A 26,113-nucleotide genomic window follows, 5' to 3' on the forward strand; every position below is an offset into this window, starting at 1 on the left:
AGAATCGCCCAACTTGATCGAAATGCCAGCAAATTTTGGCGTTTCTCCTATCCATTTTGCAAGAGTTAAGTCACCCCATACCTATGAAAAACATTCGTAATTTTTCGATTATTGCCCACATCGACCACGGTAAGTCGACCCTTTCTGACCGTTTAATCCAAGTTTGTGGTGGATTGAGTGAGCGTGAAATGGACGTACAGGTCCTTGACTCTATGGATATCGAGCGTGAGCGCGGTATTACCATTAAAGCACAAAGTGTAACCCTAGATTACAAAGCGAAAGATGGTGAAACCTACCAGCTTAACTTTATCGATACTCCAGGACACGTAGACTTCTCGTACGAAGTTTCTCGCTCTCTAGCAGCGTGTGAAGGTGCATTACTCGTTGTTGATGCCGGTCAGGGCGTAGAAGCTCAGACACTGGCCAACTGTTATACTGCGATCGAAATGGATCTTGAGGTTGTACCAATCTTAAACAAGATCGATTTACCTGCCGCTGATCCTGAGCGTGTGTCAGAAGAGATCGAAGAAATTGTTGGCATTGATGCAATGGAAGCAACGCGTTGTTCGGCTAAAACAGGTCTTGGCGTTGACGAGGTTCTAGAAAACATCGTATCAGCAATTCCTGCACCTGAAGGTGACCCTGAAGCTCCGTTGCAAGCGTTGATCATCGACTCATGGTTTGATAACTATTTAGGTGTTGTTTCTTTGGTTCGAGTTAAGAATGGCTCACTAAAGAAAAACGCTAAAATAAAAATGATGAGTACTGGTCAGGTATGGGGCGTTGATCGTCTTGGTATCTTCACGCCAAAACAAATTGATACAACGGAATTAAACACTGGCGAAGTTGGCTGGGTTGTTTGTGGTATTAAAGACATCCTAGGTGCACCAGTAGGTGACACCATTACACTTGCAAAAGATGGCTGTGAAACTCCGCTACCAGGTTTCCAAAAAGTGAAACCACAGGTTTACGCGGGACTGTTCCCTGTTTCATCTGACGATTACGAAAACTTCCGTGATGCATTGGGTAAGCTTAGCCTGAATGATGCTTCGTTGTTTTACGAGCCAGAAAGTTCAGCGGCGTTGGGTTTTGGTTTCCGTTGTGGTTTCTTGGGCATGCTCCACATGGAGATCATCCAAGAGCGTCTAGAGCGTGAATACGATCTAGACCTAATCACGACAGCGCCAACCGTAGTATACGAAGTGGTGAAAACAGACGGTGAAATCCTGTATGTTGATAGCCCAGCGAAACTACCAGCGGTTAATGATTTAGAAGAAATTCGTGAACCGATTGCACGTTGTAATATCTTAGTGCCGTCGGACTACCTAGGTAGCGTTATTACCTTATGTGTAGAAAAACGTGGCGTGCAAGTAGACATGGTTTACCACGGTAACCAAGTTGCGATCACTTACGACTTGCCAATGGCAGAAGTTGTATTGGACTTTTTCGACCGCTTGAAGTCAACGTCTCGTGGTTATGCGTCATTGGATTACAACTTCCACCATTACCAAGAATCAAGCATGGTTCGTGTTGACGTTCTACTGAACGGCGACAAGGTAGATGCGCTGGCGATCATCACTCACAAAGACATCGCACAATCACGTGGTCGTCTATTGGTCGAGAAGATGAAAGAGTTCATTCCTCGTCAAATGTTTGATATTGCGATTCAAGCTGCAATTGGTAACCACATCATTGCGCGCTCGACCGTGAAGCAATTGCGTAAAAACGTAATCGCAAAATGTTACGGCGGCGATATCAGTCGTAAGAAGAAACTGCTTAAGAAGCAGAAAGAAGGTAAGAAACGTATGAAGCAGATCGGTAACGTAGAACTGCCTCAAGAAGCCTTCTTGGCAATTTTGCACGTAGGTAAAGATTAATAGAACTTAATCTTGGCTGAAGGCTCCAATAAATAACCAATCAAGGAAAGGGTACTTAGTTGCCCTTTCTTGTTTTATTGATTCAACCTAAATTTCAACCGCAAAGGGATTTTAATGGCTAATACATTTTCACTCATCCTAGTGATCGTAACCTTGGTTACTGGCATTGTTTGGGCGCTAGAGAAGTGGGTATGGGCAAAGAAACGCCAACAAACGCTAGGGCAAGTTGAAGCACAAACCGCAAACGGTCTTGATGCGGCAACTCAAGCTAAAGTGGTTGCGCAACCTTGGTGGATTGAAAATAGCGTTTCAATATTTCCTGTGATTGCGTTTGTATTGGTGCTTCGTTCATTTGTGTACGAACCATTTCAAATCCCATCAGGTTCAATGATGCCAACGCTTTTGGTTGGTGATTTTATCTTGGTAGAGAAATACGCCTACGGCCTAAAAGACCCGGTATGGCGTACCCAGTTGGTTGAAACAGGCAAGCCAGAGCGTGGCGACACGGTGGTGTTTAAGTACCCACCACAACCTAATATTGATTACATCAAGCGTGTTGTTGGTATGCCAGGCGATACGGTGAAATATAATGCTCGTAAAGAGCTATGTATTCAGTCTGCAGGCGAGAAAACCTGTCAACCTGTTCCAATGAACAATGTAAAAGAAAGTCAGTTTGTTCAAAATGGTATTCCGTTGATTCAAATGAATGAGCTGCTTGGTGAACAAGAACATCAAATTTTGGTGCATCCATTAGCACGAGATCAGGTTGAGCGTTATCAGCCTCGTCCAGGCGTTGCAGAATGGGTGGTACCTAAAGGTCAGTACTTTGTTATGGGTGATAACCGTGACAACAGTGCAGACAGCCGTTACTGGGGATTTGTCCCTGAAGGCAATTTAGTCGGCAAAGCGGTCGGTATTTGGATCAGCTTTGAATTTGAACGAGACCCAAGCAGCGTATTACCGTCTTGGATCCCTACTGATGTGCGTTTCAACCGCATCGGTGGCATTAATTAATCGAGAGAGTATGACTACTCCAATAGCGAAACTACAAAGAAGGATCGACTATCAGTTCAATGATATCGATCACCTAGACTTGGCACTGACACACCGCAGTGCCAACAGTAAACACAATGAGCGTCTTGAATTTCTGGGCGATTCAATTTTAAGTTTTGTCATTGCAGATGACCTCTATCACCGTTTCCCTAAAGTGAACGAGGGTGATATGAGCCGCATGCGCGCAACACTTGTGCGTGGAAAAACACTGGCTGAGTTAGGCCGTGAATTTCAACTTGGAGACGACTTAAAATTAGGTCCAGGCGAACTGAAAAGTGGCGGATTCCGTCGTGATTCAATTTTAGCGGATGCCGTCGAAGCCATCATTGGTGCTATATACTTAGACAGTGACAGTGAGACAATTCGTCAAGTCATCCTAGCGTGGTACAAGACTCGTTTAGATGCCATTGAGCCGGGTATTTCACAAAAAGATCCAAAAACTCGCCTACAAGAGTTTTTACAAGGTCGAAGAAAGCCGCTTCCTGTCTACGAAGTGACTAAGATTAAAGGTGAAGCACATAACCAAGAGTTTACGGTTGCGTGTGAAGTGGCAGGTTCAGATGAGCCTGTAATAGGTAAAGGCAGCAGTCGTCGCAAGGCAGAACAGTCGGCCGCTGAATTGGCATTAGGATTATTGACAGATGTCTGATAATAACGAATTCGATTTGGATGCGTACTTTGCGTCTGGTGAAGGAAAAAGCACTGATCCAGAAAATCAGCATTGTGGTTTTGTTGCAATCGTTGGTCGCCCTAATGTGGGTAAATCAACCTTGCTAAACCAATTGCTTGGTCAGAAGATTTCGATTACTTCACGTAAGCCGCAAACCACTCGTCACCGTATTATGGGTGTTGAGACAGAAGGTGACTATCAAGCAATTTTTGTTGATACCCCGGGTCTGCATATAGAAGAAAAACGTGCAATTAACCGTTTGATGAACCGCGCTGCAAACAGCTCACTAAGTGATGTGAACTTAGTGTTGTTCTTGGTTGATGGTACGCATTGGACTGCTGACGATGAAATGGTGTTTAACAAGCTAAACAAAGCCAATTTCCCAGTTGTGTTGTGCATGAATAAAGTCGATAACGTTAAAGACCGTAACGACGTAATGATGCATATGCAAGCACTGACTGAAAAAATGGACTTCGTTGATGTTGTGCCAATTTCAGCAAAACACGATACCAACATCGACGTTTTACGTAAGCATGTTCGTGCGCACTTGCCAAAAGCCGCGCACCACTTCCCTGAAGAATATGTGACTGACCGTTCTCAGCGTTTTATGGCGTCTGAAATTGTCCGTGAAAAGCTGATGCGATTTACCGGTGAAGAACTGCCATACTCAGTAACGGTTGAGGTTGAGCGTTTTGACTACAATCCAGAAACTGATGGTTTTCATATCAATGCGCTTATCTTAGTTGAGCGTCTTGGTCAGAAGAAAATGGTGATCGGTAAAGGTGGTGAGAAAATAAAAATCATCGGCCGTGAAGCTCGTCTGGATATGGAAGAACTATTCGAACGCAAAGTGTACCTAGAAACTTGGGTGAAAGTGAAATCAGGTTGGGCAGATGACGAACGAGCACTGCGTAGCTTAGGTTACATTGACGATTTATAATCGCCACCATCAATAATTTCAAAGGGAGTTTCGACTCCCTTTGTTGTATTTGGAAAACACATGTCAGACGGACTACAGCGTTGCTTTGTTTTACATCGCCGCCCATACAGTGAAACCAGCCTAATACTTGATGTCTTCAGCGAAGAGTACGGTCGCGTGTCTGTCATGGCGAAAGGAGCGCGAGGTAAACGCTCGAATTTGAAAGGTGCCCTACAGCCATTCACCCCATTGTTGATGAAATGGTCAGGCAAGGGCTCTATGCGGACGCTCAGGCAGGCAGAGCCTATTAGTTTAGGTTTGCCTATCTCGGGCATTAACCTCTATTCCGCCATGTATGTAAACGAGCTAATTGGCCGTGTGATTGAAAACGAAACCCCTTATCCAGCCCTGTTTCACGACTACCTGCAAGCACTCACTGAACTCGCTCAAAATGATAATCCTGAGCCGGGTTTACGTCGATTTGAGCTAGCGCTATTGTCAGCATTAGGCTACGGCGTCGATTTTTTACATTGCGCAGGAACGGGCGAAGCTATTGATCCGACTATGACTTATCGTTATCGTGAGCAGAAGGGGTTTATTGCGAGCGTTAGAAACGATAATCTCACCTTTCTAGGCGATGAACTGATTGCTATCAGTGAACGCCGCTTTTTGACTCAACAGCAGCTTAAAGCGGCAAAGCGCTTTACCAGAATTGCATTAAAGCCGTTTTTAGGCGGTAAACCATTAAAAAGTCGAGAACTGTTTATCCCAGTTCTACGAGCACGGAGTATTGGAAAATGAGCTCAATCCTTTTAGGCGTCAATATTGATCACGTAGCCACATTGCGAAATGCACGCGGCACTAAATACCCAGATCCTGTCCATGCAGCGGAAGTTGCAGAACGTGCAGGCGCGGACGGCATTACCATTCATTTACGTGAAGACCGTCGTCATATTACTGATCGCGATGTGCGCATTCTAAAAGAAACCATACAGACCCGTATGAACTTAGAAATGGCCGTTACCGATGAAATGGTCGAGATTGCTCTTAAAACCCAGCCTGAGTTTGTTTGTTTGGTGCCTGAAAAGCGTGAAGAGCTAACAACAGAAGGTGGCTTAGATGTCGTCGGTCAACTCGACAAGATCAAAGCCGCGACAGAAAAACTGACGGCTGCTGGCATCAATGTGTCCTTGTTTATTGATGCAGACCGCGCGCAAATTGATGCGTCAAAAGCGTGTGGTGCTCCTTATATTGAACTTCATACCGGCCAGTATGCGGATGCTGAAAATGAAGTCGACCAAAATGATGAACTGAAAAAAATTGCGGCTGGCGCAAGCTATGCAGATAGCTTGGGTATCAAAGTGAATGCTGGCCATGGTTTGACTTATCATAACGCGGCGCCGATTGCTGCTTTACCTGAAATCTTTGAACTTAACATTGGCCACTCAATTATTGTCCGTTCAATGTTTGATGGATTAGGAAAAGCCGTAGCAGATATGAAAGCGGTTCTGGAACAAGCTCGTCGCTAATGGCAATTTTGGGGCTAGGTACTGACATCGCTGAAATTGAACGGGTCGAGAAGGCATTAGCAAGAAGCGGCGACGCATTTGCGAAACGTATTTTAACCGATTCGGAATATGAACAGTTCAGTCAACTTAAGCAACAAGGGCGATTTTTAGCGAAACGATTTGCCGCTAAAGAAGCCGCCTCTAAGGCTTTGGGGACTGGCATTGCTAGCGGTGTGACATTTCATGACTTTGTCGTTTCAAATGATGATAAAGGCAAGCCTTGTTTGGTCTTACAGAACAAGGCTCAAGAATTGGCACTAGCGATGGGGGCTAAGGGCTATCATCTTTCCATTTCTGATGAGCGTCATTACTCTGTTGCGACTGTGATCATTGAAAGCTAGTGAATAAGTAGTTAAAGCCAAACGTTAAAAAGCCCGTTGATATTAATATCAGCGGGCTTTTCTTTTTAGGGGTTTAGTTGTTACTTATTGGGGCTTTCGTTACCGAGCTAAAATTCATCAATTAATTGGGTTATTCTAGGTATGGCTTGGCACTTGCCATGACCTTTTCCATCTCGTCTTGAAGTTCGAACAGTTCAGGTTCTACATTCTCTATTGAATCGCCAGAACGAAGTGATTTTTCAATAACCGCACATAATTGCTTTAATCTAGGGACGCCGCTGTAGGAGCAGCTACCATGTAGCTTGTGAATATGGTGGATCAATTGATCGTTATCGCTTTGCTCTGTGTTTAAGACTTGTTCAACAAATACTTCGACCTCTTGAATATACTCGACCAGCATCTGCAGCATTTCTTTCGCGAGATCTTCTTTGTTGGCTGCTTGCTTTAAAGCTTGCTGCCAGTCGATGATCACATCGGTAGGAGCTTCTAGTGTAACGGGAACATCCGTCACCGTTGATAGGTCAACTCGGTCCACTTGATGCTCGATAATTTGTGGGCTCCAGTGCACCAAAACTTGCTGTAAAATGTGTTCTTCAATTGGCTTAGTCAGGTAATCATCCATGCCAGCTTTGAGTAATCGGTCACGCTCTCCAACCATAGCGTGAGCGGTGACTGCTATGATGGGAGTGTGCGAATTCAACGCTATTTTTTTAATTTCTTGGCAGGCTGTGACCCCATCCATTTTCGGCATTTGAATGTCCATCAAGATCATATCAAAGCTTTGTTCCAATGCCGCTTGAACGGCTTCTTCACCATTGGAGCATGTAACGACCTCTTCAACACGCTCGGACAGCAGCGCCGAAATTAACTTTAGGTTAGCTCGGTTGTCATCAACCGCCATGATTTTAAGTGGCAGTCGAGTCGATGTTGGCTCGATAGCCGGTTCATACATAATGGCATCGGGTTGATCTTTCGCTAAGCTATTGAGTAATTTACGGCGAGAAATTGGCTTAGTGATGCACTGAACGCTGTTGTTGGCGACTAAATGTTCAGCAAGCGCCAGTTCGTTACTTGGTAAGCCCACCACGACTTGTGGCGCGATGCTTTGAGCCTGTTTTAACCACTTATCAATGGTATTACTATCGTATTTTTGATTGGGTGATAGGTTAAGCAAAGCATAGTCATGAGCTTCAATGTTCTCTGGCATACTTGAACGATAGTTAACGATAAAGCCTTGCTGGCTCAATTGTTGTTGAATGACAGATGCGGCCTGCATGTTTGGTTCAACCAGCAGTAAACGTTTTTGTTGGAACTGGCTTAGATCGATATCGTGTGTCATCGGTAGGTCGCTAGCTGCCAAGCGAAGCGTAAACCAGAACGTAGAACCTTGATGCAATCGGCTGGTTAAGCTGATTTCGCCCCCCATTTGCCCGACCAGTTTCTGAGTAATGACAAGACCAAGGCCTGTACCACCATAGCGGCGGGAAATACTGGCATCGGCTTGGCTAAAGGCTTGGAAAAGCTGAGACTGCTGGCGTTCAGAGATACCAATGCCGGTATCTCTAACCATAAACTGTAATTCAATGATGTCGTCTTTCTGCGAACGAAGTTCAACACTAATGTCGATGTTGCCGCGTTCAGTAAACTTGATGGAGTTGCCAACTAAGTTGGTTAGAATCTGTTGAATACGTAGGGGATCGCCGACTACGCCAGCCGGTACTTTAGGGTCGACCTTTAAAGTCAGCTCTAAGCCTTTTTCATGTGCGCCTGTCGCTTGCAATGCGGCCACTTCTTCCAGGCACTCTTGGAACTCAAATGGAATGTTTTCAAGTGCTAGCTTACCTGCTTCAAGCTTGGAGAAGTCTAAGATGTCGTTGATGATGCTGAGCAAGTTATTGGCTGAGCGCTCGATGGTAACCAAGTAATCCTCTTGGCTAGGAGAGAGGCGAGTTTTGAGCATCTGACGTGTAAAGCCAATGACACCATTTAGTGGGGTTCGCAGTTCATGGGACATGTTGGCTAAGAACTCAGATTTCACTCGTGCCGCTTCTTGAGCTCGTTTCTTCGCAATATCCAATTCAACGTTTTGTATTTCTAGTTGTTCTAGGGTTTCACGTAAATCGGATGTGGCTTGGTCGATACTGTGTTGCATTTCAACATGGTATTCAGACAATGACATGGCCATTGCGTTGATGCCATTTTTTAACGCATCGAGTTCTCCATGCATTTTGCCTTCAATACGTACATCCAAATGACCACGGCGAATTCGATCCACCATGTTTTTCATGTGTGTGATTGGCAGTGTGACATCTTGCATCAGCCGATAGGCGAATAAACCGGACAAACCAAGGCCTAAAATCAATACCAGCAGCGCAGCAAAGATTTCTTGGTACTGTTGAAGGCGTAAGGCGGAGAGATCCAGCTCGATAGCAATATACCCTAACGCCTGATTGAGCTCTGTTTTACCTCTTTGTGGTGAGGAAAACTGACCTTCTGCTAGAATGGGGGTTCGAATGATTAAATCGGTGTCGATCAACTCTATCGTACTGAGCAGCGGAATAGGCCGTGTTTTATCGAAGGTCAATGACGCAAAATTAGGATGGAAGTTAGAGGTGACAAATAGCTCGTGATTGGTGTCAAACACAGCAATGCTACGTACGATCTGAGAATTCTTACGGTGAGCATAACTAATTAGGCGGCGGACAGCCTCTCTACTTTGTTGAGTCATGCCATATTCACTAGCAATAGCTAAAGGCTCTATAATGCTTTGGCCGGTTGAAATCAGCTGATTTTCTAGGTCGTTATAGCGATTTGAAGTGAAGAAGGCACTCAGCAGCAGACCAATAATTAGGGTCGGCGCTAAAGTTAAAGTGATCACGCGCGCTCTTAAGCCGTATCGGGTCATGTTCTCATTACTGTCTGGATATGGGAAAATACTCGTACAGACAAGTATAATCATAGAAATAAGCAGCTAGCTTAATAAAGTCTGTATTATTCGACAATCTCTCTGGTGTCAAATAGTGACTCTATCGGAGAAAACACCGATACCATAGACAAATACACTGAAAAGCACTTGAGCAAATAGGCAAATAACTATGGCCCGCTTCTATAAGCCGACTAAAAATACAAAAATTGATACAAAACACCAACAGGTTACAGTAACAAAGCTGGATCATCACGGCGCAGGGATGGCTTTTGTTAATAAAAAACCGGTATTTATCGAAGGTGTTTTGCCTGGTGAAGAGGTGGTTGTTCAATTTACTGAGCAAAAAAGTAAATACGCTAAAGCCAAGCTCATTAAAATGAAAACAGCCAGCGCACAGCGCGTTGAGGCTCCTTGTCGTTATTACAACGAATGCGGTGGCTGTAACATGCAACACCTTGCTCACGAGGCGCAGGTGGAAAACAAACAGCAAGCGCTCACTCAGTTGATGGGTAAGTTTGCAGGAGAGTCGATTACCTTAACGGATTCGATTATTTCTCAAGCGCAAGGCTACCGTCGTCGCGCTCGTATCAGTATGCAGCGAGATAAGAAAACCCATCAATTTAAGTTTGGCTTTAGGCAAAAAATGAGCAAGCAGATTGTGACGGTAACCGATTGCATGGTGCTAGCTCCAGAGTTAAACGTGTTGCTTCCTAAGCTAGAAAAGTTATTAAGTGGCTTTAAGCCGATCGATAAGCTTGGTCACCTTGAGTTGGTGTTGGCAGATAACGGTGTGGTGCTTGTATTACGACATTTAGCTGAGTTGAAAGCGCAAGAGCATCAATCTTTAGTCGATTTCGCCGAGCAGCACGCATTAACATTGTATTTGATGCCAGAGGCGGGGCAGTTGGATCGTATTTGTGGTGAAGAACCGTATTATCAAGAAGTCGGGTTACCCTTGTCCTTTGCGCCTAATAACTTCGTACAAGTTAATCAAGTGGTGAACCAATCCATGGTTGAGCAAGCGCTTAATTGGTTAGATGCGAAAGAAAATGAACGTGTGTTGGATCTGTTTTGTGGTATTGGCAACTTTAGCTTACCTTTGGCAAAACAAAGCAAAGAAGTGGTCGGTGTTGAAGGGATTGATGAAATGGTGCAACGTGCCACTCACAATGCCCAGTTAAATCAGATTGAAAATGCACATTTTTATCAAGCGGATTTAGAGCAAGACATGACTCAATCTGTATGGGCTCAAAGTCAATTCGATAAAGTCTTGCTTGATCCTGCCAGAGGTGGAGCTGCAGGTATTGTTGAACAGATTTCATCACTGGGCGCCAAAGCCGTGGTGTATGTCTCGTGCAATCCTGCTACCCTTGCTCGCGACAGTCATAGCCTTTTACAACAAGGCTATACGCTAAAAAAACTCGCGATGTTGGATATGTTTCCTCATACCAGTCATTTAGAGAGCATGGCACTGTTTGAAAAATAAAAAATCCCGTAAAATAAGGGAACCATAAGGCCCGGAGTGGTCTATTAGTCTGTTGCTAGAAACTAGGAAAGAAACATGGTCGCAGTACGCAGCGCGCACTTAACTACAGATACAGAGTTTGAGTTAGAAAACTGGGTTGTCAGCTTAAATCAAGACAGCAAAACCAGCCGTAAATTAGTGGATGTCTACCAGCAGTGTGAATTGCTGCTAGAGGGGCATGAAGATGCTGAGCTGCTATTGTGGCGTGGTCGAGAAATGATCGAGATTCTCACTACGTTATCCATGGATAAGCCGACACTGATCGCTGCGCAGTTATTTCCTTTAGTTATTGCCAAGGTTTACGACCGAGAACTGCTCGCTGAGAAGCATGGCAGTGAAATCGTTAAAATGATTGATGGTGTCGAGGAAATGGCGGCGATCGGCCAACTCAACGCAACACTAGACGGCTCGGGAGCCTCTTCTCAAGTCGATAATGTGCGTCGCATGTTGTTGGCGATGGTTGATGACTTCCGCTGTGTCGTTATTAAACTGGCTGAGCGTATTTGTAACCTGCGTGAAGTGAAAGATGAAAGTGATGAAGTGCGCCAAGCGGCGGCAAAAGAATGCGCTAACATTTACGCGCCTTTGGCTAATCGTTTAGGCATAGGCCAACTTAAGTGGGAGATTGAAGATTACGCCTTTCGCTATCAACAATCTTCGACTTATAAGCAAATAGCCAAACAGCTGTCAGAGCGCCGTATTGTTCGCGAGCAGTACATTGAAGACTTCGTCACCGACCTCTCTTCAGAAATGGACACCTTCAGTATCAATGCTGAAGTGAGCGGCAGGCCTAAGCACATTTACAGCATCTGGCGAAAAATGCAGAAGAAGAGCCTCGCATTCGATGAGCTTTTTGATGTTCGAGCTGTACGTATTATTGCCGACCAATTGCAAGACTGTTATGCCGCTTTAGGTGTGGTACATACTAAGTACAAGCATTTACCAAGCGAATTTGATGACTATGTAGCGAACCCAAAACCGAACGGCTATCAGTCGATACATACGGTGATCCTTGGGCCGGAAGGAAAAACCATAGAGATCCAAATTCGTACCAAGCAGATGCATGAAGAGTCTGAACTTGGAGTTGCTGCGCACTGGAAGTATAAAGAAGGTGCCTCAACGGCTCGTTCTGGCTACGATGAAAAAATTACCTGGCTACGTAAGTTACTTGATTGGCAAGAAGAAATGTCAGACTCAGGCGAAATGCTTGATGAGCTGCGCAGCCAAGTATTTGATGACCGTGTGTATGCCTTTACCCCGCGTGGCGATGTCGTTGATTTACCGATGGGCGCAACGCCGCTCGATTTTGCCTACCATATTCATTCAATGGTTGGCCACCGTTGTATTGGTACCAAAGTCGCAGGAAGAATCGTTCCGTTTACCCATAAATTGGCCATGGGCGATCAAGTTGAAATTATCACCCAAAAAGAGCCTAACCCTTCTCGTGATTGGTTAAATCCATCACTTGGGTTTGTTCATTCCGGCCGCGCACGCGCAAAAATTAACGCATGGTTTAGAGCGCAAAGCCGAGAGAAAAACCTCGAGGCAGGGCGAGATATTCTAGAAGTAGAATTAGCGAAGATTGGGGCGACGTTTAAAGATGCTGAGCAGTATGCTCTCAAGCGATTTAACGTTAATACGCCCGATGAGCTGTTCGCAGGCATTGGCAGTGGTGATTTAAGAATTAACCAAGTGGTTAACCATATTAACGCCTTAGTTAATAAACCAACTGCCGAAGAAGAAGATAAGCAAGCGCTAGAGAAGCTGCAAGAATCACAAGACAAACCTGCCGTACAAAGTCGACCTCGTAAAGATGCGGTTGTGGTAGAAGGGGTTGATAATCTGATGACGCACCTTGCTCGTTGTTGCCAGCCGATCCCCGGCGACCCAATCAAGGGCTATATCACTCAAGGTCGTGGTATTTCAGTCCACCGTAGTGACTGTGAGCAGCTTAGCGAACTGAATTTGCACGCGCCAGAACGTATCATTGATACCGTTTGGGGCAGTGGTTTTGTTGGTTCTTATATTTTGACACTCAGAGTTGAAGCATTAGAACGTAATGGCTTACTTAAAGACATTACCGCCTTGTTCACCAGTGAAAAAGTGAAAGTATCGAGCATGAATAGTCGCATTGATTACAAGCGTCAGATGTCGGTGATGGATTTCAACTTAGAAGTGACCAATGTTGAGGTGCTCTCTAGATTGATTACACGACTTGAACAAGTTAAGGACGTTATGTCAGTCAATCGATTGGGATAACCAGCCTAGCGTAAGCCGTTAATCCGCATCCGTGATGATTATTTAATATCGCCGCCTCAATGGCGGCGTTTTGTTAGAGAGTATTATGAAAAACAATATCGAAACGCTTCTTTCTATAATGGCCACCCTACGTGACGATGAAAAAGGGTGCCCGTGGGATAAACAACAAACGTTCGACAGCATCGTTCCGCACACGATTGAAGAAACGTATGAAGTGGTCGATGCAATTCACAATCGTGATTGGCCTAATCTACAAGAAGAGCTAGGAGATTTACTCTTTCAAGTGATCTTCTACAGTCAAATGGCGAAAGAGCAGGGGCTATTTACCTTTGATGATGTGGTTTCTGGGCTCAATGAAAAGCTGACACGTCGTCATCCGCATGTTTTTTCTGATATCAAATTTGAGAATGATGAAGAAATTAATGCCAACTGGGAAAAAGAAAAAATTAATGAAAAAAAACGGCAAGGAAAAACGGATAAAAGTGTTCTAGACTCAATTCCAAGCTCGCTGCCTGCACTCAGCAAAGCCAACAAGATCCAGAAAAAAGTCGCAAAATATGGCTTTGATTGGGCGGCCTTGGGACCTGTAGTGGATAAAGTAAAAGAAGAAATCGATGAAGTGGTCGAAGAAGCACTTCAAGTCACACCCAATGAAGAGAATATTGAAGCGGAGTTGGGTGATTTACTTTTTGCCACGGTGAATTTAGCCAGACATTTGGGTAAAAACCCTGAGTCAGCCTTAAATAAAGCGAATATTAAATTTACGCGAAGGTTTAATGGCATCGAAGATCAGGTCAGATTGCAAAGTAAGCAGTTAACAGACTTTGATCTTAATGAGCTAGACGAAATGTGGAATGAAGTTAAGCGGCAAGAACGAGCTAAAAATTAAACTATCAACAACTTAGGATTGAAACGAGTTAATAGTGACTCAATTCATTTTCAATTAGAATGATTTGAGTCGCTAGATTTGATTTGAAGCAAAAAATAAAAGATCACAGTGTGATAGATTTCACGTTGTGGCGATAAGGGGCTTCTGGTATATTCACATCCCGTCCAGAAGTAATCTATTTCCCTCATTCAACCAATTTCAGGTTAAACATGACGACAAATTATATTTTTGTTACTGGCGGGGTTGTATCCTCTCTAGGTAAAGGTATTGCAGCGGCATCGCTAGCAGCCATTTTAGAAGCTCGTGGTCTTAAAGTTACCATGATGAAGCTTGATCCTTACATCAACGTTGACCCAGGCACAATGAGCCCAACTCAACATGGTGAGGTGTTCGTCACGGAAGATGGCGCTGAAACAGACCTTGACCTTGGTCACTACGAACGTTTTATTCGTACCAAGATGACTAAGCGTAACAACTTCACTGCAGGTCGTGTTTATGCTGACGTTCTACGTAACGAACGTCGTGGTGATTACCTTGGTGCAACTATTCAGGTTATCCCACACATTACTAACTCAATCAAAGAACGTGTGATTTCTGGCGCTGAAGGCCATGATGTTGCTCTCGTTGAAGTTGGTGGCACGGTTGGTGATATCGAGTCTCTGCCATTTATGGAAGCGATTCGTCAGCTAGCAGTTGAATTAGGCCGTGAACGCGCAATGTTCATGCACCTTACTTTGGTTCCTTACCTAGCAGCCGCAGGTGAAGTGAAAACCAAACCGACTCAGCACTCAGTTAAAGAATTGCTCTCTATCGGTATCCAACCAGATATCTTAGTTTGTCGTAGTGATCGTGTTATCCCTGCGAACGAGCGTAAGAAGATTGCTCTTTTCTGTAATGTTCAAGAAAAAGCCGTTATCTCAATGAAGGATGTAGATTCTATCTACAAAATCCCTCAATTGATTAAAGCACAAGGTATTGATGACCTAGTTTGTCAACGTTTTGGTATTGATGCTCCTGAAGCGGACCTATCAGAGTGGGAACAAGTTATTTACGAAGAAGCTAACCCAACGGGCGAAGTGACCATTGGTATGGTCGGTAAATACATCGAGTTACCAGATGCATATAAGTCAGTTAACGAAGCATTAAAACATGCAGGCTTGAAAAATCGTCTTAGCGTCACAATAAAATATGTAGATTCACAAGATGTAGAGTCTAAAGGCGACGAAATGCTTGCAGGTTTGGATGCGATTCTAGTACCAGGTGGCTTTGGCGACCGTGGTGTAGAAGGCAAGATCCTTGCGGCTAAATTTGCACGTGAAAACAAAGTACCATACTTAGGTATTTGTTTAGGCATGCAAGTAGCGCTAATTGAATACGCACGTAATGTCGTTGGCATGAAAGATGCGCATTCAACAGAATTTAATAAAGACTCGAAGTACCCAGTGGTTGGTTTAATCACTGAATGGATCGACGGTGAAGGTAAAGTTGAAGAACGTACCGAAACATCAGATTTAGGTGGTACTATGCGTCTTGGTTCACAGCTTTGTCACCTAGAGAAAGGGACTAAAGCACATGAACTATACGGCAGCACGACGATCCATGAACGTCATCGCCACCGTTATGAAGTCAACAACGTACTTCGTCCGAAACTAGAGAAAGCAGGCCTTAAAGTGTCTGGTTTGTCAGCGGATAAAAAACTTGTAGAAGTTATCGAAAACCCTGCTCACCCATGGTTTGTCGCAGCGCAATTCCACCCAGAATTTACTTCGACTCCTCGTGACGGACACCCATTGTTCTCAGGATTCGTTAAAGCTGCTGGTGAATACCAGAAAGGCGAGCAAGATTAAGTAAAAGGATATGGGCGCTGTTCAAGGTAGAGCAGCCCCTTTAGTTTTGACATTTAAATTCAACGAGAGGAAACATTAATGTCTAAGATCGTTAAAGTTCTAGGTCGCGAAATCATCGATTCACGTGGTAACCCAACTGTAGAAGCTGAAGTTCACCTAGAAGGCGGTTTCGTCGGTATGGCAGCTGCTCCTTCTGGCGCATCTACTGGTTCACGTGAAGCTCTTGAGCTACGTGACGGCGACAAATCACGTTTCCTAGGTAAAGGTGTTCTTAAAGCAATTGAAGCTGTAAACGGCCCAATCGCTGAAGCACTAGCTGGTAAAGATGCGAAAGCACAAGCTGACGTTGACCAAGTGATGATCGACCTAGATGGTACTGAAAACAAATCTAAGTTCGGTGCTAACGCAATCCTTGCTGTTTCTCTAGCGAATGCTAAAGCAGCTGCAGCGGCTAAAGGCATGCCTTTATTCGAGCACATTGCTGAGCTAAACGGTACTGCTGGTCAGTTCTCTATGCCTCTTCCAATGATGAACATCATCAACGGTGGCGAGCACGCTGATAACAACGTTGACATCCAAGAGTTCATGATTCAGCCAGTTGGCGCGAAAACGCTTAAAGAAGCTCTACGTATCGGCGCTGAAGTATTCCACAACCTAGCTAAAGTTCTTAAGGCGAAAGGCCTAAGCACTGCAGTTGGTGATGAAGGTGGCTTCGCTCCTAACCTTGAGTCTAACGCTGCTGCACTAGCTGCAATCAAAGAAGCAGTAGAAGCTGCTGGTTACGAGCTAGGCAAAGACATCACTCTTGCTATGGACTGTGCTGCTTCTGAGTTTTACGACAAAGAAACTGGCAAGTACAACATGAAAGGCGAAGGCAAAATCTTCACTTCTGAAGAATTTAACTTCTACCTTCAAGACCTTGCTAACCAATACCCAATCGTATCTATCGAAGACGGTCTTGACGAATCAGATTGGGCTGGCTTCAAGCACCAAACTGAACTGCTAGGTGACAAGCTTCAACTAGTTGGTGACGATCTATTCGTTACAAACACTAAGATTCTTGCTCGTGGTATCTCTGAAGGTATTACTAACTCGATCCTTATCAAGTTCAACCAAATCGGTTCACTTACAGAGACTCTAGCTGCAATCAAGATGGCTAAAGACGCTGGCTTCACTGCAGTTATCTCTCACCGTTCTGGCGAAACTGAAGATGCAACTATCGCTGATCTAGCGGTTGGTACTGCTGCAGGTCAAATCAAAACGGGTTCTATGAGCCGTTCTGACCGTGTTGCTAAGTACAACCAACTTCTTCGCATCGAAGAAGCTCTAGGTGAGCGCGCACCTTTCAACGGTCTTAAAGAAGTTAAAGGCCAAGCTTAATTCTTAATTGAATTAGACTTAGCATAAAGCTTTGAATGCCCCGCCTAGTGCGGGGCATTTTTTTACCTGTACTTTAGTGAGCCCTGCGAATGCTTTCTTTTCGCCCTAACCGTCTGAATATGGTATATATGCGGTTATTATTTTTTTCTTGGTGAGCATACATGCGAGTTTTTGCTTTTGGACTTTTAACGCTGGTGGCAATACTGCAATACAATGTGTGGTTTGGTAAAAACGGCGAGGCTGATTTAGCCAAGGTTCAAGGGGATATCGTGATCCAAGAAGGCGTAAACGCGAAACTTAAGCAGCGTAACGATGAAATGTACGCAGAGATTGACGACTTACGTCAAGGACTCGATGCTATTGAAGAGAGAGCCCGTCACCAGCTTGGTATGGTGAAAGAGGATGAAACCTTTTACCGTATAATCGGCGACGATGCGCCGTCCAAATAACCTCCGAATAGTGCCCAATATCCATGTTAGATAACACCATAAATCAAGAAAGAATCGCTGTGATTGTGCCTGCCGCTGGCGTGGGTAGCCGGATGCAAGCGTCTGTGCCGAAGCAGTATTTGACCCTTCATGGCGTTACCATTTTAGAACACACCATCGCGTGTTTATTGCAGCACCCGCGTATGGACAAAATTGTTATCGCAGTCGGTGATGATGACCCGTATTTTGCCGAACTACCGATGGCCAGTGATGCAAGGGTCGTAAGAGTAGCAGGCGGCAGTGAGCGAGCGGATTCCGTTCTTTCTGGCTTAAATTATCTTGATACCTACCACTCGGAGTATCAATGGGTAATGGTGCATGATGCTGCGAGGCCATGCCTTGCAGTAGATGACATCGATAAGCTGATTTCAAGCTGCTTGACTCACGAAGTGGGTGGCATTTTGGCGTCTCCGGTACGAGATACCATGAAGCGTGGCAATGGGAACAAACAAATAGGTGAAACGGTGGAACGTGCCGACTTATGGCATGCACTTACCCCTCAAATGTTCCGCCGAGCTGCACTGAAACAGGCGCTAAGTTCCGCGTTGGAGCAAGGTGTTACCATTACGGACGAAGCATCAGCAATGGAGTGGATTGGATTATCCCCATTGTTGGTTAGCGGAAGAGCCGACAATATTAAAGTAACTCAGCCTGAAGATTTGGCCTTAGCTGAGTTCTATTTACAGAAAAATCTTAATAAGGAATGACCATGATTCGTATTGGACACGGCTTTGATGTACACAAATTTGGTGGCGAAGGACCGGTTATTATTGGTGGTGTCGCTATTCCTTATGAGCAAGGTTTAATTGCTCACTCTGATGGTGATGTCGCATTGCACGCACTATCTGATGCACTGCTAGGCGCAATAGCCGAAGGCGATATTGGCCGCCATTTCCCAGATACTGACGATAAATGGAAGGGCGCAGATAGCCGTGCTCTCTTAAGAGAGGTTTATCGCTTTGTGAAAGAAAAAGGTTATATCATTGGTAACGCAGATGTCACCATAATGGCGCAAGCACCAAAGATGGCACCACATATCGAAGCGATGTGTCAGTGTATTGCACAAGATTTAGAAACCGATCTTGGCAACGTCAATGTCAAAGCAACAACCACTGAAAAACTGGGCTTTACTGGCCGTAAAGAAGGCATCGCTTGTGAAGCGGTTGTACTCATAACTAAGAAGTAACACCATGACTGATATTTTAGCTCCATTTGCTTATCAATTGGGTAAGCCGACCGCACGTGCAAAACTGAAAGCAAAACCTGAACATTTTGTGGTTAAAGAAGATTTAGGTTTTGAGTTTACAGGCAGTGGTGAGCATTTAATGGTGCGCATCCAAAAGACCGGTGAAAATACCAGTTTTGTAGCAAATGAGCTGGCGAAAGCGTGTGATGTGAAATCAAAAGACGTAAGTTGGGCTGGTTTAAAAGATCGCCATGCTGTGACTGAACAATGGTTGAGTGTGCACTTGCCAAAAGGCGAGATGCCAGACTTCACTGCGTTTTTACAGCAATATCCATCAATTAAGATTCTGGCAACAGATCGTCACAATAAGAAACTTCGTCCAGGGGATCTTATTGGTAATGAGTTCGAAGTGACGTTATCAGAAGTGACGGACATTGACAGTGTGCTTGCACGACTTGAACAGATCAAATTGCAAGGTGTACCCAACTACTTCGGTGCGCAACGATTTGGTAACGAGGGCAACAACGTGTCGGAAGCACGGCGTTGGGGGCGTGAAAATGTCCGCACGCGTAACCAAAACAAACGCAGCTTGTATCTTTCGGCCGCTCGTTCTTGGATTTTTAACCATATCTTGTCTGCTCGTATTGAAGCAAAAGCATTCGATCAATTACTTCCTGGTGACTTAGTAAAAGAAAACGGTCAACTGACGGCAATTGATGAATCTAACCTTGATGCAATCCAATCTCTAATCACTAACGGTGAAGGTCAGCTAACGGCCGCACTGGCTGGAGATAACGCCTTACCAACGCAGTTGGCAGCATTGGCGATAGAGCAAGCCGTTGTGGATAGCGAGCCTGATCTAATGGCGTTGATTCGTGGTAATCGTATGCGTCATGAGCGCCGAGACATCAGTTTAAAACCTCAAGACTTCAACTGGACGGCTAATGGCGATGAAGTCACGTTAACATTTTCGTTGTCATCAGGTTGTTTTGCTACCGCGATTGTTCGCGAGCTAGTTGAAGAGATTGAAGTTGAGCGTCACTACGATAATTAAGGAATCATGAGCATGAAGATTTTATTGAGTAATGATGATGGGGTGCATGCGCTTGGTATTAAGACGTTGGCCAAACATCTATCGGATATCGCTGAGATCATCATCGTCGCGCCTGATCGAAACCGTTCAGGTGCATCAAATTCATTATCGCTGGATAATCCGTTACGTATTATTGAACTTGAAGATAACATTTTTTCAGTTCAAGGAACCCCGACAGATTGCGTTCACTACGCGCTTAATGAATTACTTAAAGGCCAAGCTCCTGACCTTGTTGTTTCTGGAATAAACCATGGTGCCAACTTAGGTGACGATGTTTTGTATTCCGGTACAGTAGCTGCCGCGATGGAAGGGCACTTTTTAGGTGTCCCATCCATTGCGGTGTCATTAGTTGGACAAACGAATTTTGATACCGCTGCGGTTGTCGTTCGTAATTTGATCGAAAAGCATCGTCAATCTCCCATTCCAACCAATCGCCTGATTAACGTGAATGTTCCAGATGTGCCGTATGAAGCATTAAAAGGTACATCGGTTACTCGATTAGGAGCCCGTCATCACGCAACCGATATGATCAAGCATCAAGACCCTCGTGGTCATGATATATATTGGTTAGGGCCTCCAGGGCCTCGTCAAGATGCAGGGCAAGGGACTGATTTTCATGCGATAGAAGCCGGTCATGTCTCGATTACCCCTATTTTGGTAGACTTAACGGCTCATGAATCGTTGCCTGTTATGAAGAAATGGATTGAAGGTGAGCTGTGATACATAACCCACAAGCTGAAAAGTTGATTAACTTTCTAGTTGAAAGTGGCATTCGTGATCAGAATGTACTTGAGGCGATTCGTCAATTGCCTCGAGAACGGTTTCTTTCTGAAGCAATGATGCATCAGGCATACGACAATAACGCGTTGCCAATTGGTGCGGGACAGACGATTTCTCAGCCTTATATTGTCGGTAAAATGACTGAATTGCTTGATCTGACCGTTCAAAGTAAAGTTTTAGAAGTTGGAACTGGGTCGGGCTACCAGACGGCTGTGCTCGCTCAGTTGGTGGAACATGTATATTCTATTGAGCGTATTAAGTCGTTGCAATGGGACGCTAAACGTCGCTTAAAGCAACTTGATATTTATAACGTATCCACTAAACACGGTGATGGATGGCAGGGTTGGGAAGCGAAGGCTCCGTTTGATGCCATTATTGTAACAGCGGCTGCGGCGTCAATACCGGATGCTCTCCTTAATCAATTGAGTGATGGTGGGCGACTTGTTATTCCTGTTGGTGAAGATCAACAGGCACTGATGAAGATTCAAAGGGTCGGAGATCATTTTGAATCGAGTGTCATCGAGATGGTACGTTTTGTTCCATTGGTTGCGGGTGATCTTGCGTAAAGGATTGGTTGTGTCACTTAAGCTAAAAACTGTTTTTGTTCAATGTGCTGCCATTGTGGTGCTGTCTGGGTGTGCAGCGCATACCCCTGCGCCTGTGACAAACTTGAATAAGAAAGGATACGATACTGTTGATAAAGGCAGTTATCACGGCAGTTTTTATGAAGTTGAAAAAGGTGACACCCTTTACTTTATTGCCTACATGACCGGCAAAGATGTAAAAAAAATCATTTCTTATAATCGCCTAAAAGCGCCGTACACAATTCACCCTGGTCAGAAGCTTCGCTTGTGGACACCATCTTACGTGGCACCAAGTTACGGTGATTCTGGAAGCTCCCCAGCTCCAGTTTCTACCATTTCGGCGACTAAAACAAAAGCTGCGGCTACTAAAGCGAAAACGACCTCATCTGCGACCACAGCGTCTGCAACTGCAACGGCTAGCGCATCCTCCACTTCAACAAAAAGTTTAGATTCGAGTAAAAATTCTAAACCTTCGTCAGCCCAGAAAGCATCAGGGGTTGCTAATGCAACTCAAAAAACGGCCAAAAAAGAATCGACAAAAGCGGTTGATCAATCGAAATCAAAGGAGTATGTTGAAGTTAAAGGTAAACAGAATGTTGCAAAATCTGAACCAAAGACAATAACAAAAAATACTAAAGTTTCTAAATGGTTATGGCCAACTAAAGGTCGAATCATTAAAGGGTTCTCAGCAGGAGATCAGGGCAATAAAGGGATCGACATTGCAGGTCAGCGTGGCCAATCAATCGTATCTACTGCTAACGGAACAGTCGTTTATTCAGGCAATGCTCTTAGAGGTTATGGGAACCTAGTTATCGTAAAACATAACGACAGTTACTTAAGCGCATATGCACATAATGAACGATTGCTAGTAAAAGAAGGACAGAGTGTTAAAGCTGGGCAAAAAATTGCGACCATGGGAAGTTCTGGTGCAAATGGAGTCCGTTTACATTTCGAAATCCGATACCAAGGAAAGTCGGTGAATCCAAATCGCTACTTACCTTAATAATCAAAGAAAGCGACATTGATAGCGACATATTAAGTAGTAATGTCTTGCTAACTCGCCAGGGGGAGGCACTATGAGTATCAGCAATGCAGTAAAAGCCGAAGAATCGTTTGATATTAATGCAGTTGAGAAGGAACAATCACCTGTAAAAGCAGCTTCGAAGCCAAAAAGCACACCTAAGCAAAAAGAAGAATTTGAAGTAACAGCAAAAAGCTTAGATGCCACTCAACTATATCTTGGAGAAATTGGTTTTTCACCGCTCCTAACCGCCGAAGAAGAAGTTCTATATGCTCGTCGTGCCCTGCGTGGTGACGAAGCAGCTCGCAAACGTATGATCGAAAGTAATTTACGTTTGGTTGTTAAAATATCTCGCCGTTACGGCAATCGTGGTTTGGCGCTCTTGGATCTGATTGAAGAAGGTAACCTCGGGTTGATCCGTGCGGTTGAAAAGTTCGATCCTGAACGTGGTTTCCGTTTCTCTACTTACGCAACTTGGTGGATTCGCCAAACGATTGAACGTGCGTTGATGAACCAAACTCGCACCATTCGTTTACCTATTCATGTTGTGAAAGAACTAAACATCTACTTACGAACAGCACGTGAGCTCTCTCAGAAACTTGATCATGAGCCAACAGCAGAAGAAATCGCGCACAAACTGGATAAACCTGTAGAAGATGTCAGTAAAATGCTTCGTCTCAATGAGCGTGTGAGTTCTGTCGATACACCGATTGGTGGTGAAAGCGAAAAAGCACTACTGGATATCATCCCTGATATACACAATTCTGATCCGGAAGTGTGCACCCAAGATGACGACATCAAGTCTTCACTCATTGATTGGCTAGACGAGCTAAATCCAAAGCAAAAAGAAGTGCTCGCACGCCGATTTGGTTTGCTGGGTTATGAGCCTTCAACATTGGAAGAGGTGGGACGAGAAATTAACCTGACGCGTGAACGCGTTCGTCAAATTCAAGTAGAAGGCTTACGTCGCCTAAGAGAGATCCTGATTAAGCAAGGCCTTAATATGGAATCACTTTTTAATGTAGAAAATGATTAGATAAGATCGCTTAAGATCAACAAAGGCGCTGTAAGAAATTACAGCGCCTTTTTTTGTGCTTAATTGTCGTCGCTGATTACAAGAGTTTCTTCAGTCTATACAAAGCTTCTAGCGCTTGGCGTGGACTAAGATCGTCTGGATTAATGCTGCCTAATGCCAATTCCACTTCACTGGGCTCTGGGATCAAGCTCAATTGATTAGCAATATCAACTTCACTAGGAATTGAACTATCACTGACGCTTAATTGCTCTAGCTGGGTTAGCTTGCCTCGAGCATTTTTAATGACGGTTTTGGGTACACCAGCAAGGCTTGCAACGGCCAGGCCGTAAGATTTACTTGCCGCACCTTCTTGAACCGCGTGCATGAATGCAATGGTATCACCGTGTTCTACCGCATCGAGATGAACATTGGCTAAGCCTGCTATTTGGTTAGGCAGCTCGGTTAACTCAAAATAGTGCGTAGCAAACAAAGTCATGGCACTAATTTGGTTCGCTAGCCATTCTGCACTTGCCCAAGCCAAAGAAAGGCCATCATAAGTGCTGGTGCCTCGTCCAATCTCATCCATTAAGACTAAGCTTTTCGCTGTGGCGTTATGGAGAATATTGGCTGTTTCCGTCATTTCAACCATGAAAGTTGAGCGGCCAGAGGCGAGATCATCAGAAGCGCCAATACGCGTAAATATGCGATCTATCGAGCCAATGGTGGCTGACTCTGCAGGCACATAACAACCAATGTGAGCCATCAGTGCAATAAGAGCAGTTTGACGCATGTAAGTCGATTTACCACCCATGTTAGGGCCCGTAACAATCAACATTTTACGCTTTGGATGCAATTCAATCGGGTTTGCGATAAATGGTTCATCCATTACCTTTTCGACCACTGGGTGGCGACCGGCTTGAATGTGTATGCCCGGTTCTTCTGTTAGCGTTGGACGACAGTAGTCTAGACTTTCAGCCCTTTCTGCCAAGTTTTGTAATACATCAATTTGTGAAACCGCAGAGGCGAGATTTTGTAGCTGCTCTAGGTGTGGTAGCAACAGATCGAACAGTTCTTCCCACAGTTGTTTTTCAATAGCCAACGCTTTGGATTTTGAACTGAGCACTTTGTCTTCGTGTTCTTTGAGCTCTGGAATGATGTAGCGTTCAGCATTTTTTAGGGTTTGTCTGCGCACATAATGAGGCGGTACAAGGTGGCTTTGGCCGCGACTGACTTGGATAAAGAAGCCATGCACGTTGTTGTAACCTACTTTTAGTGTATCTATGCCATGGCGTTCGCGTTCTTCTTGTTCAAGCTTAGTTAAAAACTCGGTAGCGCCCTCGGCCAGTGCTCGCCATTCATCAAGTTCTGCGTTGTACCCTTCGGCAAGTACGCCACCATCCCGAATAACGACCGGAGGATTCTCTTTTATCGCTCGTTCTAATAAATGGCAAACCTCGTCTGATGGTGCGATGAATTGACGAAGCTTTTTCAAATACGGCTGAGTGGCAGATTCGAGGTCTTGATGCAACTCAGGTAATTGCTGCATAGCGTGGCGTAAACGCGCAAGATCTCGTGGCCTTGCAGAACGAAGCGCAAGGCGAGCTAAGATCCGCTCAATATCGCCAATTTGCTTCAAGGTCGGTTGCAGTGTGTCGAATAAAGCGGACTCTTTTAGTTCGGTGATCACATCCAGACGTTGATCTAAGGTATCTAAAGTACGCATTGGTTGATGTAACCAACGCTTGAGCATGCGGCTACCCATTGCGGTTGCTGTGTGATCGAGTACCTCAGCCAGAGTATTATCGTATCCGCCCGCCAAGTTTTGCGTTAATTCTAGGTTACGTCGAGTGGCGGCATCTAAGATCACTGAGTGATCTTGGCGATCAATCGTTAATGAGCGAATATGGGGCAGAGCGGTACGCTGAGTATCTTTAACGTATTGAATCAAACAGCCAGCAGCACATAAACCAAGCTTGGCATTTTCAACGCCAAAACCAACCAGATCTTTGGTTCCGAATTGTTGGTTTAGTTGTTGTTTAGCGGTATCTAGTTCGAATTCCCAAACTGGGCGACGACGATTACCATTTCGGTTCGCCATCAAATGAACAGGCTCAAAATCTTCAGAGAAAAGTAGTTCTCTTGGCGCTGTACGTTGAAGCTCCGCGGCCATCGATTCTTCTGTTTCTGGTTCGGTCAGCTGGAAACGGCCCGAGGTAATATCTAACGTTGCGTAGCCAAACTTATCGTTGTGGTGATAAATAGCGGCAATGAGGTTGTCAACACGCTCTGATAGCAAAGCTTCATCCGTAACCGTCCCCGGTGTTACGATGCGTACCACTTGGCGTTCTACTGGGCCTTTACTGGTCGCAGGGTCGCCAATTTGCTCACAAATCGCAATGGACTCTCCGAGCTGAACAAGCTTAGCCAGATAGCCTTCAACGGCATGAAAAGGCACGCCTGCCATTGGTATCGGTTCACCTGCTGAAGAGCCGCGTTTAGTTAACGAAATCTCAAGTAATTGAGAGGCACGTTTGGCATCATCATAAAATAGCTCGTAAAAGTCACCCATACGATAAAAAAGCAGAATATCGGGGTTTTCTGCTTTGAGTCTATGGTATTGCTGCATCATGGGTGTGTGTTTTTGATCTGCTTTCACTTTGATGACCTTAGTAACTGCTTTCGTTTATTGTCT

The 26,113-nt window shown here is 44.7% G+C and carries 22 protein-coding genes; 20 read left to right on the forward strand and 2 right to left on the reverse strand.

The window, feature by feature from the left end; all coding sequences use genetic code 11:
• The first annotated feature begins 83 nt into the window (after positions 1 to 83).
• The 7 genes from lepA to acpS all read left to right on the forward strand — a co-directional run bounded on the left by lepA (position 84) and on the right by acpS (position 6,428).
• The gene (lepA, locus tag VTAP4600_RS00395; protein ID WP_102520985.1) at positions 84 to 1,877 is read left to right on the forward strand and encodes a translation elongation factor 4; all 1,794 of its coding nucleotides are present in this window, start codon (positions 84 to 86) and stop codon (positions 1,875 to 1,877) included.
• Positions 1,878 to 1,991: 114 nt separating this feature from the next.
• Positions 1,992 to 2,891 (forward strand): signal peptidase I, encoded by a 900-nt coding sequence (gene lepB, locus VTAP4600_RS00400; RefSeq protein WP_102520986.1) that lies wholly within the window; start codon positions 1,992 to 1,994, stop codon positions 2,889 to 2,891.
• 10 nt (positions 2,892 to 2,901) lie between these two features.
• Entirely contained in the window at positions 2,902 to 3,579 is a 678-nt protein-coding gene (rnc, locus tag VTAP4600_RS00405) for a ribonuclease III (RefSeq protein WP_102520987.1), read from the forward strand.
• Complete coding sequence (era, locus tag VTAP4600_RS00410; protein WP_102520988.1) at positions 3,572 to 4,540, forward strand: GTPase Era; 969 nt, start codon at positions 3,572 to 3,574, stop codon at positions 4,538 to 4,540. Before rnc ends, era begins: the two co-directional genes overlap by 8 nt.
• 60 nt (positions 4,541 to 4,600) lie before the next feature.
• Complete coding sequence (recO, locus tag VTAP4600_RS00415; RefSeq protein WP_102520989.1) at positions 4,601 to 5,320, forward strand: DNA repair protein RecO; 720 nt, start codon at positions 4,601 to 4,603, stop codon at positions 5,318 to 5,320.
• Positions 5,317 to 6,048, forward strand: a complete 732-nt coding sequence (gene pdxJ / locus VTAP4600_RS00420; RefSeq protein WP_102520990.1) for a pyridoxine 5'-phosphate synthase — start codon at positions 5,317 to 5,319, stop codon at positions 6,046 to 6,048. The genes recO and pdxJ overlap by 4 nt, the downstream gene beginning before the upstream one ends.
• Positions 6,048 to 6,428: a holo-ACP synthase gene (gene acpS / locus VTAP4600_RS00425; protein WP_102520991.1), complete on the forward strand. Its 381-nt coding sequence runs from the start codon at positions 6,048 to 6,050 to the stop codon at positions 6,426 to 6,428. The genes pdxJ and acpS overlap by 1 nt, the downstream gene beginning before the upstream one ends.
• A gap of 130 nt (positions 6,429 to 6,558) precedes the next feature.
• Here the strand turns inward: acpS and barA are convergent, their stop codons facing one another.
• On the reverse strand, positions 6,559 to 9,333 hold the full coding sequence (gene barA / locus VTAP4600_RS00430) for a two-component sensor histidine kinase BarA (protein ID WP_102520992.1): 2,775 nt from the start codon (positions 9,331 to 9,333) through the stop codon (positions 6,559 to 6,561).
• A 190-nt stretch (positions 9,334 to 9,523) separates the two neighbouring features.
• Here barA and rlmD point away from each other — a divergent pair, with 190 nt between their 5' ends.
• From rlmD to rpoS, 13 genes are all read left to right on the forward strand, one after another.
• A complete protein-coding gene (gene rlmD, locus VTAP4600_RS00435) occupies positions 9,524 to 10,840 on the forward strand; it encodes a 23S rRNA (uracil(1939)-C(5))-methyltransferase RlmD (protein ID WP_102520993.1) in 1,317 nt (438 codons plus the stop codon).
• Between the two features lie 75 nt (positions 10,841 to 10,915).
• Complete coding sequence (gene relA / locus VTAP4600_RS00440; RefSeq protein WP_102520994.1) at positions 10,916 to 13,138, forward strand: GTP diphosphokinase; 2,223 nt, start codon at positions 10,916 to 10,918, stop codon at positions 13,136 to 13,138.
• A gap of 85 nt (positions 13,139 to 13,223) precedes the next feature.
• Positions 13,224 to 14,027 carry a nucleoside triphosphate pyrophosphohydrolase gene (gene mazG / locus VTAP4600_RS00445; protein ID WP_102520995.1) on the forward strand — a complete coding sequence of 268 codons (804 nt, stop codon included), beginning with the start codon at positions 13,224 to 13,226 and terminating at the stop codon, positions 14,025 to 14,027.
• Between the two features lie 209 nt (positions 14,028 to 14,236).
• A complete protein-coding gene (locus tag VTAP4600_RS00450) occupies positions 14,237 to 15,874 on the forward strand; it encodes a CTP synthase (RefSeq protein WP_102520996.1) in 1,638 nt (545 codons plus the stop codon).
• 78 nt (positions 15,875 to 15,952) lie between these two features.
• Complete coding sequence (gene eno / locus VTAP4600_RS00455) at positions 15,953 to 17,254, forward strand: phosphopyruvate hydratase (RefSeq protein WP_102520997.1); 1,302 nt, start codon at positions 15,953 to 15,955, stop codon at positions 17,252 to 17,254.
• A gap of 161 nt (positions 17,255 to 17,415) precedes the next feature.
• Positions 17,416 to 17,703, forward strand: coding sequence for a cell division protein FtsB (gene ftsB, locus VTAP4600_RS00460; protein WP_102520998.1), 288 nt, complete (start codon positions 17,416 to 17,418; stop codon positions 17,701 to 17,703).
• 23 nt (positions 17,704 to 17,726) lie between these two features.
• The gene (ispD, locus tag VTAP4600_RS00465; RefSeq protein WP_102520999.1) at positions 17,727 to 18,449 is read left to right on the forward strand and encodes a 2-C-methyl-D-erythritol 4-phosphate cytidylyltransferase; all 723 of its coding nucleotides are present in this window, start codon (positions 17,727 to 17,729) and stop codon (positions 18,447 to 18,449) included.
• Between the two features lie 2 nt (positions 18,450 to 18,451).
• On the forward strand, positions 18,452 to 18,928 hold the full coding sequence (ispF, locus tag VTAP4600_RS00470) for a 2-C-methyl-D-erythritol 2,4-cyclodiphosphate synthase (RefSeq protein WP_102521000.1): 477 nt from the start codon (positions 18,452 to 18,454) through the stop codon (positions 18,926 to 18,928).
• A gap of 4 nt (positions 18,929 to 18,932) precedes the next feature.
• Positions 18,933 to 19,982, forward strand: coding sequence for a tRNA pseudouridine(13) synthase TruD (gene truD, locus VTAP4600_RS00475; protein ID WP_102521001.1), 1,050 nt, complete (start codon positions 18,933 to 18,935; stop codon positions 19,980 to 19,982).
• Positions 19,983 to 19,994: 12 nt separating this feature from the next.
• Positions 19,995 to 20,741 carry a 5'/3'-nucleotidase SurE gene (surE, locus tag VTAP4600_RS00480; protein WP_102521002.1) on the forward strand — a complete coding sequence of 249 codons (747 nt, stop codon included), beginning with the start codon at positions 19,995 to 19,997 and terminating at the stop codon, positions 20,739 to 20,741.
• Positions 20,741 to 21,367 carry a protein-L-isoaspartate(D-aspartate) O-methyltransferase gene (locus VTAP4600_RS00485; protein WP_102523840.1) on the forward strand — a complete coding sequence of 209 codons (627 nt, stop codon included), beginning with the start codon at positions 20,741 to 20,743 and terminating at the stop codon, positions 21,365 to 21,367. Before surE ends, VTAP4600_RS00485 begins: the two co-directional genes overlap by 1 nt.
• Before the next feature lie 10 nt (positions 21,368 to 21,377).
• A complete protein-coding gene (locus VTAP4600_RS00490) occupies positions 21,378 to 22,388 on the forward strand; it encodes a peptidoglycan DD-metalloendopeptidase family protein (protein WP_102521003.1) in 1,011 nt (336 codons plus the stop codon).
• A 73-nt stretch (positions 22,389 to 22,461) separates the two neighbouring features.
• Positions 22,462 to 23,442 (forward strand): RNA polymerase sigma factor RpoS, encoded by a 981-nt coding sequence (gene rpoS / locus VTAP4600_RS00495; RefSeq protein WP_102521004.1) that lies wholly within the window; start codon positions 22,462 to 22,464, stop codon positions 23,440 to 23,442.
• A 76-nt stretch (positions 23,443 to 23,518) separates the two neighbouring features.
• Here rpoS and mutS read toward each other — a convergent pair whose 3' ends face one another.
• The gene (gene mutS, locus VTAP4600_RS00500) at positions 23,519 to 26,077 is read right to left on the reverse strand and encodes a DNA mismatch repair protein MutS (RefSeq protein WP_102521005.1); all 2,559 of its coding nucleotides are present in this window, start codon (positions 26,075 to 26,077) and stop codon (positions 23,519 to 23,521) included.
• Positions 26,078 to 26,113: the final 36 nt, after the last annotated feature.

The organism is Vibrio tapetis subsp. tapetis (assembly GCF_900233005.1).
Lineage (GTDB): Bacteria > Pseudomonadota > Gammaproteobacteria > Enterobacterales > Vibrionaceae > Vibrio > Vibrio tapetis.